This window comes from Sapientia aquatica (assembly GCF_004358105.1).
Taxonomy (GTDB): Bacteria; Pseudomonadota; Gammaproteobacteria; order Burkholderiales; family Burkholderiaceae_D; genus Solimicrobium; species Solimicrobium aquaticum.
Window position 1 is genome coordinate 145,455 of the sequence record NZ_SMYL01000002.1, and the last position, 15,843, is coordinate 161,297.

A 15,843-nucleotide genomic window follows, 5' to 3' on the forward strand; every position below is an offset into this window, starting at 1 on the left:
GCTGAAAGTGGAGCGCGAATGTTGGTCTTATTCTCAATAAAATAATTACATCCTTTTGGGGTCTTTTATGCGTAATCTAAAAAAAATTTCTCTCGCGGTATTGGTCGTGTGTAGCGCAACTTCTTCCTTGGTGTTGGCACAATCGGCTGACTACAATCCATCGTGGTATATCACGCCGAGTTTAAGCATGCTTCGCCCTGATTCGGGCTTTAATGTTTCTGATCGCGGAGAAGCGGCGGGCATTTCTGTGGGTAAGCCTTTGTCGGAATACTGGGATATTCAGATCGGTACGAAGTACGGACGCGAAAATCATGACGGACTTAAATATCAGCAAAACTTGTTGGGCGTGGATGGTTTGTTGATGCTCTCACGCGAAGAAATCCGTCCTTTTTTGCTCATGGGAGCAGGTTATCAACAAGATCGTTTAAGCTCAGCTTTGGGTGAGAGATCCGGTTACGCGCCCTATGTTAATGCGGGTGTTGGTGTGCAAATTGCGCTCAATGATCAATGGTCCTTGCAAGCTGATTTCCGGCGCGAACACGGCTATTTGCGTAACAATAATTTTGATATTTCACGTAACAACAATAATTATCTGACGGTTGGAATTAGCTACGCCTTTGATAAATCACCGGTCGTCGCTGTTGCCAAGGTAACTCCGCCGCCACCTCCGCCGCCAGCCCAGACTATCGTTCAAGTAGTGCAAACTCCCGCTCCACCGCCGCCACCACGATTCGAGAAAATAGTGTTGTCTTCGACGGAATTATTTGGCTTTGATCAGTACGCTTTGCAATTGCCGCAACCCAAACTTGATGAAATCGCCAATGCGTTAGTCGCTAATCCTACCGTGAACAATGTTGTCATTACCGGCTATACGGATCGCATCGGGACGGCGAAATACAACCAAAAATTATCCGAACGGAGGGCTAATTCAGTCAAAGAATATTTGGTCGGTAAAAACGTCGGCGCAGAGCGTTTAGTCACCGAAGGGAAAGGCGAAGCCAATCCGCTAGTGACTTGCACTGAAAAAAAGCTGAAAGCATTGATTGTCTGTCTTGAACCAAACCGTCGGGTAGAAGTTGAGCAGATCACCATTAATCAGCGTGTGACGAAATAGAACTGGAGTAGCAACCAAGTAGCACAGCGCCGAAAGAGTTTATCCATTTTTGGAGTGATTCATTCGGTGCATTGTTTCAGTTCACGATTAGGTGCAGTAAAAAAGCCAATCTCATCAGATTGGCTTTGGCATAAGTAAAACGAGTTGGTAACGCGTTAGAACTTGGAAATTGGTGCTGGTATGTTTCCCGACCGCCAGCTCCGGTAGTCTGTGCTTAAGACTCACTAATAGAATGCAATGCCTGTGATAGAAACTGCATTTTTTTAAATCTAAGACAGGCAATGTCATTAGGATTCAGACCATATCTAGCCGGGTCAGAAGGCCGGTTCGAGACGATGGAGGGAGAATAGCGAACCCGGCATTGCTGCTCTGTACGTTAGCTAACGCTGCACGAAACCGAATCACCAGCAGAAGCAACAACTAACTAAAAGTCGCGCGTCACAAACCAATCGCGCCAATTGTTCCAATTTACGTCACATCGTGAATAAATGAGCAATAAGCACTAAATCAGAGTATTGTTCGGCTAATCGCTTTTAAGAGCCAATGTTCTGTGTTGGGATGGAGTCGGGACTAACAACACAATAAAGAAGGTGACGAACATGGTTCCGATCAGTTCTGAAGATAGCAAAGCGCTTGTGCCGACTACGCCAACAGAGTTGTACCTGAAGCGCATCAACGACGATTTGCTGAGCCAAATCGCGACGCTACGCAAAGAATTAGCCGACAAAGAATTTCATCACACCATGCTTAGCCAATTGCGCGAAGCCAATCAACATTTGGTAATCGCCACGGTGGATGCGCAAGACATGCAAGCCAATGCCGAAGCCTATAACAAGCGTCAGGAAGAATTTTTATCGATGTTGGCACATGAGTTACGCAATCCTTTAGCACCAATTGCTTTAGCTGCTGATTTGATTGGCAAGCTCGTTTCATCGCATCCTGATCTGCCCGAATTACAAGCCATCATCGTACGTCAGATTAATCAGATGTCGCGCTTGATTGATGATTTGCTGGATGCTTCGCGTTTAAGCAGTGGCAAAATTACGTTAAAGCGCAATGTTGTTTCCTTATCGTGCATCCTACAGTTAGCGCTGGAATCGAGTCAGCATTCATTCGATACGCGCCATCAAAAGCTGATCTTTGATCGTAATATGGAAGACATCCCTATCGACGGCGATGTGGCACGATTGGCGCAAGTGTTTTCTAATATCTTAATTAATGGCGCAAAATTTACGCCAGAATTCGGCACCGTTTCTATTACCGTTGAGCGCGAAGGTGGTTTTGCTTGTGTCTCGATTAAAGACAACGGCATCGGTATTCCACTTGATTTGCAAGCGCATATTTTCCAATTATTTAAACAGGGCTTTCACTCGCTGAATCGCTCGCAAGGTGGCTTGGGTATTGGGCTATCGTTAGCGCGCGTGATCGTGGAAATGCATAAAGGCAGTATTTTGGTGCATAGCGACGGAACAGGATTTGGTAGCGAATTTATTGTGCGTTTGCCGATTTCTGGTAAAGCCACTTTTCCAGTAGTGACCGTTGCAGCGCCTAAAATCAATCGCAAGTTTTGCCAAATTCTGCTGATTGAAGATAACGCTGATACCAATTTCACGTTAGAGAAACTATTGAAACAAGAAGGTCATAGCGTGAGTTCCTGTAGCGATGGCATGGGCGGTTTGTTATTGGCGATGAAGAATTCGTATGACGTCATCATTTGCGATATCGGTTTGCCCGATATGGATGGCTTTGAAATTGTGAAAAAACTGCGAGCAGAAACCTCGCTCACGATTCCAACCTTGATTGCCTTAACCGGCTACAACCAATTCGGCATGCAGCAACGGGCTAAGGAAATCGGCTTCGATTATTACTTGGTCAAACCAGTCAATGTGCCGGTGTTGCTTGATATTGTTTCCTCGATCACTTTGTACAGAAAGTGATACTCCATGATTTTCTCTGATTGCCGCACATATGGTGATGTATGACTAAGGCCGAAAGCGAGTTACATCGCGTTATTCGGGCCAAGCTGTCGCAGCGACCAGATGTCTGTGCGGAGGTGACGCAACAACTGTGGCAAAGCTTGGCTGCACAACTTGTGCTCATCATTGGTGACGCCGGTTTTAAATCGCTGTTGCATCGCAGTCTGCATCTATGTGGCGAGCAATTTCCCTGGCTGTTACCGGTGAACACTTCCCTCCAGCGCGACGCCGTATTTCTTGAATTAAGTACGCGCTTAGCTGCGCAAGATGTTCTGCAATCTATGGAAGCGTCGATTCGCTTATTGCAATTATTTCTCGATATTTTGACTGTCTTGATTGGTGACTCCTTAACTACCGGCATTGTTCGTTCGGCCTGGGGTGATGATGCATTTGATTTAGCCGCAACGGAGTTTAAAAAATGAATGAAAAAGTGACCATCAATCGCTTATCTACAGGTGTATGTGGTTTAGATAATTTACTCGGCGGCGGCTTGCCAGAATTCTCGTTTAACCTTATTGCGGGTACGCCTGGCAGCGGTAAGACCACGTTAGCGCATCAAATGATGTTCTCCTTGGCGAGTCCGGAACGACGCGCAATTTTCTTTACGGTGTTGGGTGAACCACCGTTAAAAATGCTGCGCTACCAACAGCAATTTCCATTTTTTGATCTTGCTAAGGTCAATACTTGTATTAAGTTTGTCAATCTGGCGGCGGATTTGTTGGAAGGTGATTTTGACGGCGTGTTGGCGCGGATTGAGGACGAGGTACAAAAATTTTCACCGAGCTTGTTATTTGTCGATTCATTCCGCTCGGTAGTCGATTCGGCTAAGACCAAAGAAATTGGTTTGTCGGGCTTGCCACGTTTTGTGCAGCAGCTTGGGATGCAAATGACCAGTTGGCAGGCGACCACGTTTTTGATTGGTGAATATCTCGAACCGGATGAAGAATCTAGCCCGATTTTTACCGTTGCCGATGGCATTCTTTGGCTCTCGCAAATGGTGCATCGCGACGCGATGATACGCAAAATTCAAGTCGTCAAAATGCGTGGCCAAGCGCAGAGCGCGGGGGTACATACTTTTCGGATTAATAATGATGGTGTAGAGATTTTTCCGCGCGCGGTGATTGCTAATAATGGTGACAGCATTTCGATTTCCGGCGATCAGCGTCTTTCGATGGGAATTGCCCACTTAGATGACATGTTGGGCGGCGGTTTGCCGGTTGGTTATTCATTGCTGGTGGTCGGGCCGTCTGGATCGGGTAAGTCGATTTTGGCGACCCAGTTTTTGGCTGAAGGTGTGCGGGTCGGAGAGCCAGGCGTAATTGCCGCTTTTGAGAAAAGCCCGAACCAGCTATTAAGTTATCAGCTAAATGAAATGGTCAAAAGCGGCAATGTCGGCTTGATCAATACCCGTTCGCTTGATTTATCGATTGATCAAATTCTGCACGACATGGTGAGCATGATTACGCGCTTACAAGCTAAGCGGGTTGTGATCGATTCCCTATCCGGTTTTGAGTTGGCCTTGGCCTCAGTGTTTCGGGAAGATTTCCGAGAGGCGTTATATCGCATGGTGGCGGTGTTGACCGGCATGGGCGTAACCGTATTGATGACCGCTGAGCTAGAGGATCAATACACTTTTTTGCGTTTTAGTTCTTACGGTAATGCGTTTTTGGCCGATGCGATTTTGATGCAACGTTATGTAGAATTAGGCGGTGAATTAAAACGCGTGCTGTCCGTGGTTAAGGTTCGTGCGAGTAATCACAGCAAGCAAATTCGCTTTTTTGAAGTGGGCCCTAACCAAATTATCATCGGCGAGCCATTAAGCAATTACCAAGGCATCTTGACCGGCAATTTAACAACCTGTTGATAGCCGCATTATTGTTTCAGCACAAGCGCGCTTGGCCTATTGAATGAAATAATCGATCAGTCATCATTACTACTCCTATTATTGCTGCTCGATGTAGTCCCACCAGCACTTAGCTCCCCATTAAGACATTCTTTTAAATGTCAGTCCTATATTACGCGGCAACATGGCGTAGTTCTTCCTTTTCATCTCCTTCCTCGGAGAAGCGCCTAGCTTGCACCAGCGTTTATTTCCGTACCATTGAGTCAATACAACTATTGTCTTTTTAGTTCTAATGTGCGCTAGCTAACAGAGAAGTGCGACGACAATAATTACATTTTCTTATGTTTTTACTCTCATCATGTTGTCACGACATGGATGTACCGCACTTCAATGTAAGACCAAGAGGAACGAGCTTTACTCATGCTAATTAAGCACAATCCTAATCAGAATCATCTTTTAGCGGCGTTACCGGAAGCGGTTTTTGGGCGGCTTGAAATGTATCTAGAATTAGTACCGATGTTGTTGGGCGACGTGTTATGCGAGTCGGGCGGTAAATTAAATTACGTCTACTTTCCCACCACGTCGATTATTTCGCTGCACTATATTTTGGAAAACGGCGGTTCATCTGAATTCGCTGGCGTTGGTAATGAGGGCGTATTCGGCATCGCACTGCTCATGGGTGGCAATACCACGCCTAGTCGCGCAATCGTGCAAACCGGCGGACACGGTTATCGGCTCAAAGCGTCTGTCTTGCTGGAAGAATTCCAACTCGGTGGTTTGCTGCAAAAATTAATGCTGCGCTACACCCAAGCACTAATTACCCAAATGTCGCAAACCGCAGTCTGCAATCGGCATCATTCGGTTGAACAGCAATTGTGTCGTTGGCTGTTATTGACGCTAGATCGCTTGCCGACGAATGAACTCACCATGACCCAAGAATTAATCGCCAGCATGTTGGGTGTGCGGCGTGAAGGAGTGACCGAGGCGGCGGGCAAGTTGCAGCAGATCGGCTATATCAGTTATCGGCGTGGACATATCACCGTGCTAAATCGGGTCGGTTTAGAGCAGCAATCGTGTGAATGCTATTTGGTAGTGAAAAAAGAATTTGCCCGACTGTTATCCGATGTACATCAACGTTAAGCCCGCACCAGCCAGCGACGTTAGCTTGGACGAAGTAGCGCGTGATTATGTAGTTGAATCCAATCAGGATCAATCCAGATGCCAATGAATAACTCAATCAACCATATGCCTTACGAACGGGTCGTGATCGTCTGTGTGGCATTAATGCTTAATCTGGTGATTTGGAATTACGCGATGCCAGCGAGTGCATTGGCTTCCCCGCTAACGACCGCCACCAGCATTTTCTATTTTGTGTTTGTAACGGTCTTAATTGGCTTTTACGTTTGGATAAGACATTTGCGCTTTCGCTGTGAAACACTCGAGCAGGCGTTAAATCAGCGCGGAATCGACAATGTCATTGCAGTGCATGAGTTGAACGCTCTGCATGATTTGCAGTTTTATACTCGCTCCTTAGTTGAAGCGAATTTGGATGCGATCATGGCCATCAGCACCGCCGGCATTATTTTTGATGTGAACCATCCGGCTGAATTACTGACCGGTTTTACCCGCAAAGAATTAATCGGCTCCAAGTTTGAGAGCTATGCAACCGATAGCCTGTCCGCGCGTTTTGCTATCAATCGTGCTTTAACTGAAGGGCCGGTCGCTAATTACGATTTGGTGGTGAGAGCCAAAAACGGTCAACAAGTATCGGTCTCGTATAATTTTTCTGTTTTGCACGATGCGCATGAACAATCGGTCGGGTTGATTGCCAGCGCGCGCGATGTGACCAACAACAAGAAATTCGAATATCTCCTAGAAGAAAACAACTTGGCGCTGCAAAACGCCAAAGCGGTGGCTGAAAAAGCAAACTTAGCCAAGTCGGAATTTTTATCCAGCATGAGCCATGAACTACGCACGCCGTTGAACGCGATTCTGGGTTTTGCCCAGTTAATGGATGCCGATCAAGTACTGCCGAAGGCAACCGAAAAGCTCGCCATTAAACAGATTTTGCAAGGCGGGTGGTATTTATTGGAGCTGATTAATGAAATTCTTGATTTGGCTTCGATTGAAGCCGGTAAAGCGGTTTTGCTCAATGAAATAGTGTCACTATTTGATGTACTGACCGACTGCAAAGCAATGATAGAGCAGCAGGCGAGTAAAAAAAATGTGCGCTTGATTTTCCCGTTATTTGATAATGCCGCCATGTACGTTAATGCCGATCAAACACGGGTTAAGCAAGTGATGATTAATTTGTTGTCGAATGCGATCAAGTACAACAAAAAAGGCGGTGAAATCCAAGTGCAGTGCCGAACTAGCGGTTCATCCTTTGTGCACATTAGTGTGCGCGATACGGGCGCGGGTTTAAGTTCGGAACAACTGCTGCATTTATTTGAGCCGTTTAATCGTTTAGGGCGCGAGGGCGGTTCGGAAGATGGCACCGGTATCGGCTTGGTGGTGACCAAACAATTGGTTGAATTGATGGGCGGGCGCATAGGCGTGCAGAGCACGGTCGGCAGCGGCAGTGTGTTTTGGATTGAATTGCCGGTTGAGCAAAACTTAGGTCCTAGCCAAGCGCTCAAGGACGATTCTAGCCAGATCTATGCCAATCTTGTACCTGCTAACACGAGTAAAAAAACGGTGTTGTGCATCGAGGATAATCCAGCCAATTTAGTCTTGATTGAACAGTTGATGCATAGCCGACCGGAGATCGAATTGTTAACTGCCAATACCGGAAAGCTTGGCATTGAAATAGCCCAAAACCGTTTGCCCGATGTGATTTTAATGGATATCAATTTGCCCGATATTCATGGATTTGAGATTTTAAAAGCCTTAAAAGAATTTGGCGCAACGGCTTCAATTCCGGTGATCGGTTTGTCAGCCAATGCCATGCAAGTCGATATTGAAAACGGTCTTGCTGCTGGCTGTTTGTACTACCTAACCAAGCCGGTCAAAGTGCGCGAACTGATGACGACATTAGACGCAACCTTGTACGACCCGCAGCGCATTGCCGAATTACAGAATGCTGTGCTTTAAGCGTTACGGCAAGCGTGAGCAATCCACTATTTATTATTAGTCGCACTGATGGTTTTATCGAAAGAAATCATGATTAAGTTATCGGAAGTACTCTCTGCCAGCATTTTGATTGTGGACGACCAAGAGTCCAACGTTATTTTGTTAGAGAAGCTATTGGCTTCAGCTGGCTACACCAATATTAGTTCCACCAAAAATCCCCGCGCGGTGTGCGCCATGCACATGGAACACAGCTACGATTTGATTTTGTTGGATTTGCAAATGCCAGAGATGGATGGTTTTCAAGTCATGGAGGGGATTAAAGAAATCGAGAAAAATAGTTATTCGCCGGTCTTGGTCGTGACCGCGCAGCCGGAACATAAATTGCGTGCCTTAAAAGCCGGCGCGAAAGATTTTATCAGTAAGCCAATTGAAGCCTTAGAACTGAAAACCCGCATCCACAATATGTTGGAAGTGCGCTTGCTATACAAAAAATTAGAAAGCTACAACGAGCTATTAGAAAAGAAGGTTATCGAGCGCACGGCGCAATTGCATGCTAGCGAAGCGCGCTTTAAAAATTTTACTGAACTCACCTCCGATTGGTATTGGGAACAAGACGCGGTAGGAAAATTTACCACCGTCTCTGGCCCGGTATTTGAAATGCTAGGAATTGAGACTGACGACAATAATGAATTCTTGCCGGAAGAATGGAATCAAGAAGAATTAGCTACGCTCAAATACAACATCGCTACCCGGCGTCCATTTCTGGATTTTATTTATTCGCTCAAAAAGCCCAGCGGTAAAACCCAACGTTTGCAAGTGAGTGGCGAACCGATGTTCGATACCAGCAGCCGCTTTATCGGCTATCGCGGCGTGGGCGTGGAAATCACCGATCAACATTATGCCTATCGCAAGGAATCCAATTTCCGCAAAGCGATAGATGTGATTAATCTGGGAATCTGTCTCATTAATCCCATTACCTTTGAACTGATGGACACCAACGAGACCATGTGCCAAATGTCGGGATTTAATCGCGCTGAATTGTTGACGCTGACTTTGCCCGCACTGATGGTAGCGTTAGCGCAAGATTTGGCTAAGGTGTTTGCCACAGTTATCGCGCACGAACCCCACCCAGCTAGCGCCGCACAATTGCGCTGCAAAGACGAGACTTTATTACCTGTGCAGGCTGATTACCGCTGTATGAATGATGATGGCAATGCCATCATCGTTGCGACGTTTGGCTTGAAGACCGCCAGTTAACGTTGGGGCTTATTAGCGATCTACTAAGGATGGTTGGTTGGGTTCTGATTTTGGCGACCTTGATTATTTTAGGTATAAAAAGTTCAGATATTTGCGCCACACATTTGTAAGCAATTTAGCTTGTTTGTTGTGCCACATGTTCACTGTGGGCGTTACTCGATTTGTACAATTTGAACGAACATCTTGAAACACATTTTTACTATAAATTACCGGTAAATTCTTTTGCTTTAGATTGTGAGTTGTATTATTCAACGGCAAGTTTTGGTTTTTATAGTGCCGTATTTACAGAACTACAAGGAATAATACGATGAAAAATTATCTAAATTACCTCCGATTTATCGTCTCCCTGATCTTAGTTTCTTTGATGTTAAGTGCTTGTAGCGGCGGCGGCTCGGGCAGCGCGGGCAGTGCTGTTAGCAGCGGTGGTTCGGGTGGCGGCGCTACCGGCTCAGGTGGCTCTGGTGGAACAGGCTCAAAGGCAGCAGTGAGCAATACCGTTTCCGGCACCATCACCGGTTTTGGCAGTATCGTCGTTGATGGTCAGGAATATGCGGAGAGTGCCTCAACGAGCTATGCCTCCGAATTCAAAGGCACGCAGCACGCGTTGGCGGCGGCAGAATTAAATCTCGGACAACACGTTAATCTGACCTTGGATAGTAGCGGCAAAGTTGTACAGGCCGTGGTTATTCCTGATCTAGAAGGTCCCGTTTCATCGATCACTTCAACCGTGACAGTGGGAACTGGCAGCACGGCCGCGACCTTACCCGCGATTACGGTCTCGGGCGTTTTGGTTGTGACTAATTCCGACCCAACTCAAGGACCGGTGACAGCTTTCGGTGGCGGTTACACTGCGTTGACCAGCGTTGCGTTGGCCGATAACGTCGAAGTGCACGGCCTATTGAAATCAGCCAACGGTGTCGATTATGTGCAAGCGACTCATATTGCTAAGGAACCGACCTTTATTGGTACGCGCGTCATCGGAACCATCGCAAACTACAATGCCAGCGCCAATACCTTTACGCTAGGTTCGGGCAGCAGCGCGATTACCATTAATGCTACCGGTGCAACCGTTGAGCCAGCGAGTACAACATTAGCCAATGGCTTGGTGGTTAGCGTATGGAGCAGCGCCGCCATTAGCAATAGCAGTCTGACTGTGACGACTGTGCGGGTAGCAAATCCAGCATTTGGCGCGACCAGTTTTGTTGGCGTTAGCGGCCCAATCAGTGCCTATGTATCGCAATCAAGTTTTGTGGTGAATGGCTTGACTGTGGACGCCAGCGGCGTGACCTTGCCTGGCGACGTTACCGCATTGAGTAATGGCTTAGTCGTGGGCGTGGCTGGCACGATTAATAGTTCCGGTACATTGGTGGCAAGCAAGTTGCATATTTTCGAATCGGATTCGGTCAAGGCGGAACCGGTATTTTTACAAGGTTCGATCAGCAATTTTGTCAGCGCAGCAAATTTCACCGTACGTGGCGTGCAGGTTGATGGTAGCCAGAGTCCGACTTTTAGTACTGGTTCAACTGCGGCCAACTTAGTCAATGGTGCGTTTGTTCGGATTAAAGGCACCTTAACCAACAACACGGTTGTGGCAACCAAGATTGACTTTATTACGCCGCCAGCCAGTGCCGTCGTTAATTTGATTGGTCAAATTCAAAGCTATGATGCGACCACCAATACCGTCACAATTACCGCTAAGGATTTCGACAAAAATCAAGTTGTCACCGCGGTGCTTTCTTCTTCTGTGATGTATTTGAATGGAACAGCGGCCAATTTAACAGTCGGCCAATTGGTGGACATGATTGGCATCGAAAGCACGACAGCCGCCAATACCTTTAATGTCAACACGGTGACTTTCCTGCCAACTCCACCTTCCACGTGGCAGGGAGGATCGAATGGCCCATCAATTTTATTAAACGGCACCATTAGCGCCGTAACGCCTGCGACCGGAACCGTGACGTCTTTCGTGCTACATGGACTAACGATTAACGTCGGCAGCGCATCGATTTTGTCGGTGACTGGCGCAACCAGCACAACGCTGGCGGTTGGTGAAAAAGTCTCTGCTTTTGTGACCGTGGCAAACGGCAATGTGTTGACGGCATCGGTAATTCAAATTTATTAATTTGTATTGTTGGATGTTGAATTAGTAGGTGGCTATCGTTGGATAGCCGCCTTTTTTTTCACCTAATTTTTAGGCGGTGCATCAAGCACGCGACAAAAACCACTAAATCTTCATCGCCCCAACCGACTTGGCAAAGACTGAGGTACTATTTATCGCCTAAATTTAGACGAAAAAATCAATTAAAACTCTAGGGAGACAGCCCAATGTCCAACGATGTTGAGAGCAACACAGTGCACCGTATTTGCCCATTATGTGAAGCCGCCTGTGGCTTGGAAATCAAAGTCAGCAAACACGACATCATCAGTATTCGAGGCCATGAAGAAGATGTGTTCAGTCATGGCTATATCTGTCCTAAAGGTGTTTCGCTCAAAGACTTGCATAACGACCCTGATCGCCTGCGTACACCGCTATTAAAACGCGATGGTCGGTTTGTCCCAATTAGTTGGGACGAAGCCTTTGCCGAGATAGAACGCCGCTTGGTGCCGATCGTGGCGCAGCATGGACGTAATGCGGTGGCGACTGTTATCGGCAATCCAGCCGCGCATAAGATTGGACTGCTGATGTATTTTCCGCGACTAGCGCGAGCGCTGGGTTCGCACAATGTTTTTTCTGCCTCCACCTTAGACCAAATGCCTAAGCAATTAGCCTCGGGGCTGATGTTTGGCACATGGACTTCTGTGGCAGTGCCGGATATTGAGCGCGCTGACTTTATGCTCATTATTGGCGCCAACCCTATGGTGTCCAATGGCAGTCTTTGGACGGTACCAGATTTCCGTGGCAAAGCGCGCGACATGCGGGCGCGTGGTGGCAAGATTGTGGTGATTGACCCGCGCCGTAGCGAAACCGCATCGGTGGCCGACGCGCATCATTTCATCCGCCCAGGGGCTGATGTATTTCTGTTGTTGGGCTTGGTGCATACGCTGTTTGATGAAGGCTTAATTCGCCTTGGTCGGCTGGAAGAATTTACCAATGGCGTTGAACAAGTTCGCCTAGCGGTGCAAGAATTTAGCCCTGAAAAAATGGCTGCGCGTTGTGCCATTCCAGCCGCGACGATTCGTGAACTGGCCCAACAATTAGCCACGGCTAAACACGCAGCGGTCTATGCGCGCATTGGAACGTGTACCCAAGAATATGGCACCTTGTGCAGTTGGTTGGTCGATGTGCTCAATGTATTGACTGGAAATCTGGATGCCGAAGGCGGCGCGATGTTCCCCAAAGCGGCAGCCTTTGCGCCTAATACGATAGGCAAGCCCGGCATAGGTCGCGGCATAGTCACCGCAAGGCACCACAGCCGCGTATCGAATGCGCCTGAAGTCATGGGCGAGTTGCCAATTACCTGTCTGGCCGAAGAAATTGAAACGCCGGGATCTGGTCAGATTAAGGCGCTTATTTCGATTGCCGGTAATCCGGTGTTGTCCGCGCCTAACGGTCAACGTTTATCGGCCGCGCTCGACGATCTCGATTTCATGGTCAGTATTGATATTTATCTCAACGAGACCACGCGCCACGCCGACTTGATTCTGCCCGGCTCATCGCCGTTGGAGGACCTGCATTACGACATCGTTTTTCAACAATTCTCCTACCGCAATCATGCACGCTACAGCGAGCCAGTCATGCCAAGGGCGGCAGATCATCCGCCCGAATGGCAAATCCTATTGCGCTTAGCGGGCATTGCGATGGGACGCGGAGCGCAAGTCGATGTGCATCAATTGGATACCGAATTATTCGGCGCAGAATTGCAACGTGCTATCCCAGCGCAGGCCGATGCAGTGCTGGCAGCCTTGGCACATCTAACAGGCCCAGAGCGACAAATTGAATTCGCCCTGCGCACCGGCCCCTATGGCGATATGTTCGGACAAAAACCTAACGGACTGAACCTAGCGAAGGTCAAAGCAGCTACTGGCGGAATTGACCTAGGCGCGATGCAAGCGCGCATCCCAGAAATGCTGCGCACGCCTTCGGGCAAGATCGAGCTCGCACCATCGATGTTGATAGATGATTTAAAGCGCGTGACTTCTGCCTTAGATCAGGCAGCGCCGGACATGGTTATCATCGGTCGGCGTCACGTCCGCTCTGGCAATAGCTGGATGCACAATCTCCCAATCCTTGCAAAAGGCCCTTACCGCTGCACGGCCTTAGTTCACCCAAGCGATGCCGAGCGATTGGGGCTCAGTGATGGCGGCATGGCTAAAGTAATCAATGGTCAACGCGAGTTGGAAGTACAAATCGAAACCAGTGATGAAATGATGCGCGGGGTAGTTAGTTTGCCGCATGGTTGGGGACACGATTTGGCGGGGATTCAAATGGCGGTGGCGAGCGAACGTGCGGGCGTTAATTTGAATGCGTTGCTGGACGATAGCTTACGTGATCCGCTGTCAGGCAATGCCGTGTTGAGTGGCGTCGCAGTCGAATTACGCGCTTGTTGATTCATTCGACTAATCTTAAAAACAAAAAAAGGCACAGCAAAACGGAAAATTGTTTTGCTGTGCCAAGCATGTTCTCACTATTCCGATGTAGCCAATCTCGCGTCCAGTTCCTTGGGCCGAAATTGCACCCAATTAACCCTACACCAATAAGTCGCGCAAATCATCGGCGTGCTCTTCTTCCTTGGCCATAATCGTAATTAATAAGTGGCGCGTAGTCGGGTCCGTGTGACCAATGACTTCGATCATTTGACGATACGATTCGATGGCGACACGTTCAGCGATTAAGTTAGCTTTGATCATGTCTTGCAACGTTTTTGAATCATCGTATTCGGCGTGACTGCGCTCCAACAATGTTGCTGGATTAAAGTCGGGTTGACCGTTTAATTGAATAATGCGCTCAGCCAACGCATCAGCGTGTTCCTGCTCTTCTTTAGCATGCTGTAAGAATTCCGCTTTGATCGGTCGATTCTGAATTCCAGTAGCGGTGTAATAGTGGCGCTTGTAACGCAGTACGCACACTAATTCGGTCGCCAACGCCATGTTTAACATACCGATTACTTTAGTTAGGTCAGCCTGATAACCTTGGGTAATTGCGCCATCAATTAAATGTTTTTTTGCGGCTTGGACGGCTTGATGATCGACGCCATCGCTTGATGCTTTTTGTTTCGATTCATGCATGATGTACTTTCAAAGGTGATACTGATTGAGAGGGAAGGCGTCGCCAAAATCCGCTGGCTTAGTGAACGGTATTGCCACCCGCGCTGGATAAAGTAATTTCAACGCGACGATTCAATTGACGATTTTGCGCTGTGCTATTGTCGGCTACCGGTTGATCTTCTCCATAACCATGAACGGTGACGCGATTGCGTGTTACGCCCATGTCGGACAAAACTGCAGCGACCGAATTGGCGCGACGGTTAGAGAGTTCTAAGTTATGCGCCGCCGAACCAGTGCTGTCGGTGAAGCCTGCAACATAGACGTTTTGATCAGGATGATCTAATAAGATTTGTCCCACTTTTTGTATCGTCATCGTACCTTCCGCTTTCAACTCAGCACGATCGATATTGAACAACACATCGCCGATGGTGATGACAAAACCGGCGGCTGTTTTTTTAGCCGCCAAATCATTTAATTGCGCTTGTAACTTTGCTGTTTCAGCTTGGGCAATTTGGGTCTGGTCTTGCGCGATTTGGGCTGCGGCGTTGGCTTGTAAGGCGTTGGCATTGGCCAGATTGGCTTCGTTGGTGCGCTCATTCAAGCGGATTTGATTACGCTGTTGATCGGCGGTTTTTACGACAGCTTCAGCAGATTTTTGCTTGGCTACTTCATTGGCGGTAGCGACTTTTTGTTTCGCTAAATAGGCTAGCTTATCGACATCTTCTGGGCTTTCGCGTTTGCTCGCGGCTAAGTTAGCTTTATCCAATAGTACCGCCGCTTGGTCGATTTCAACCGAAGCGTAGCTGGTCACTGCCGGATTGTGGCGCGCGGTTTGATAGTCGCTACGAGTTTGATCTAACAACGTAGTGGATGTTGGTGTCGTTGAACAGGCTGTTAACACTCCCGCAAGTGAGAGCAGGGTAATGCTGAAAAGGTGTTTCATTTTTATCCTTGGTGAGTTTATTGGTGTTATTGATTATTTTTACGATTCAATTCGTCTTGCAGCACTTGAATATCGTTATTGAGTTCTTTGGCAGCGGCTTGCGCTTTAGCCGAGGTCGCTTTGCTCTGCGCTAATTTGGCATCTGCTTGCGCTTGAATAGCCAAATCGTTAGCGAGTTTATAATCGCCATCCGCCATCGCTTTATTCGCTAATCCCATTTTGTCGCGCGCTGATTTCATCTCGGCTGGCGCAAATTCTGCTGCACCGGCATCGCTGGCGTTGTCCACCGCGTTTTTGGTCACGGCCACATTGGCGGTGGCAGGGGTTTTCATGCTGGAACAACCGGCGCACAGCAAGACTAAAGCGAGCGCAGATAACGTAGTGATGATAGATGGGCGATTCATTATTTCTCCATAGAGAGGTTTTCTTGAGA

General features: G+C 47.8%; 12 protein-coding genes. 9 read left to right on the forward strand and 3 right to left on the reverse strand.

Translation table 11 applies throughout. The features are described from left to right. Positions 1–67: 67 nt before the first annotated feature. From E2I14_RS04850 to E2I14_RS04890, 9 genes are all read left to right on the forward strand, one after another. Entirely contained in the window at positions 68–1,114 is a 1,047-nt protein-coding gene (locus E2I14_RS04850) for an OmpA family protein (RefSeq protein ID WP_133326013.1), read from the forward strand. Positions 1,115–1,713: 599 nt separating this feature from the next. Next, positions 1,714–3,051, forward strand: coding sequence for a hybrid sensor histidine kinase/response regulator (locus tag E2I14_RS04855; RefSeq protein ID WP_227544595.1), 1,338 nt, complete (start codon positions 1,714–1,716; stop codon positions 3,049–3,051). Positions 3,052–3,092: 41 nt separating this feature from the next. Continuing rightward, entirely contained in the window at positions 3,093–3,512 is a 420-nt protein-coding gene (locus tag E2I14_RS04860; RefSeq protein ID WP_133326015.1) for a hypothetical protein, read from the forward strand. Then, positions 3,509–4,954, forward strand: coding sequence for an ATPase domain-containing protein (locus tag E2I14_RS04865; RefSeq protein ID WP_133326017.1), 1,446 nt, complete (start codon positions 3,509–3,511; stop codon positions 4,952–4,954). Before E2I14_RS04860 ends, E2I14_RS04865 begins: the two co-directional genes overlap by 4 nt. A gap of 399 nt (positions 4,955–5,353) precedes the next feature. Continuing rightward, complete coding sequence (locus E2I14_RS04870; RefSeq protein ID WP_133326019.1) at positions 5,354–6,073, forward strand: Crp/Fnr family transcriptional regulator; 720 nt, start codon at positions 5,354–5,356, stop codon at positions 6,071–6,073. Between the two features lie 84 nt (positions 6,074–6,157). Continuing rightward, positions 6,158–8,026, forward strand: a complete 1,869-nt coding sequence (locus E2I14_RS04875) for a PAS domain-containing hybrid sensor histidine kinase/response regulator (protein WP_227544596.1) — start codon at positions 6,158–6,160, stop codon at positions 8,024–8,026. A gap of 69 nt (positions 8,027–8,095) precedes the next feature. Beyond that, a complete protein-coding gene (locus tag E2I14_RS04880; protein ID WP_133326023.1) occupies positions 8,096–9,262 on the forward strand; it encodes a response regulator in 1,167 nt (388 codons plus the stop codon). Positions 9,263–9,569: 307 nt separating this feature from the next. After that, positions 9,570–11,384, forward strand: a complete 1,815-nt coding sequence (locus E2I14_RS04885) for a DUF5666 domain-containing protein (RefSeq protein ID WP_133326025.1) — start codon at positions 9,570–9,572, stop codon at positions 11,382–11,384. A 203-nt stretch (positions 11,385–11,587) separates the two neighbouring features. Then, entirely contained in the window at positions 11,588–13,810 is a 2,223-nt protein-coding gene (locus E2I14_RS04890) for a molybdopterin-dependent oxidoreductase (RefSeq protein WP_133326027.1), read from the forward strand. A 138-nt stretch (positions 13,811–13,948) separates the two neighbouring features. On the opposite strand, the gene E2I14_RS04895 is transcribed toward E2I14_RS04890, so the two are convergent. The 3 genes from E2I14_RS04895 to E2I14_RS04905 are packed head-to-tail and all read right to left on the reverse strand — an operon-like array spanning position 13,949 to position 15,814. Continuing rightward, complete coding sequence (locus E2I14_RS04895) at positions 13,949–14,488, reverse strand: ferritin-like domain-containing protein (RefSeq protein ID WP_133326029.1); 540 nt, start codon at positions 14,486–14,488, stop codon at positions 13,949–13,951. 58 nt (positions 14,489–14,546) lie between these two features. Further along, positions 14,547–15,410: an OmpA family protein gene (locus tag E2I14_RS04900; RefSeq protein ID WP_133326031.1), complete on the reverse strand. Its 864-nt coding sequence runs from the start codon at positions 15,408–15,410 to the stop codon at positions 14,547–14,549. A gap of 26 nt (positions 15,411–15,436) precedes the next feature. Continuing rightward, positions 15,437–15,814: a DUF4398 domain-containing protein gene (locus E2I14_RS04905; protein ID WP_133326033.1), complete on the reverse strand. Its 378-nt coding sequence runs from the start codon at positions 15,812–15,814 to the stop codon at positions 15,437–15,439. Positions 15,815–15,843 lie beyond the last annotated feature (29 nt).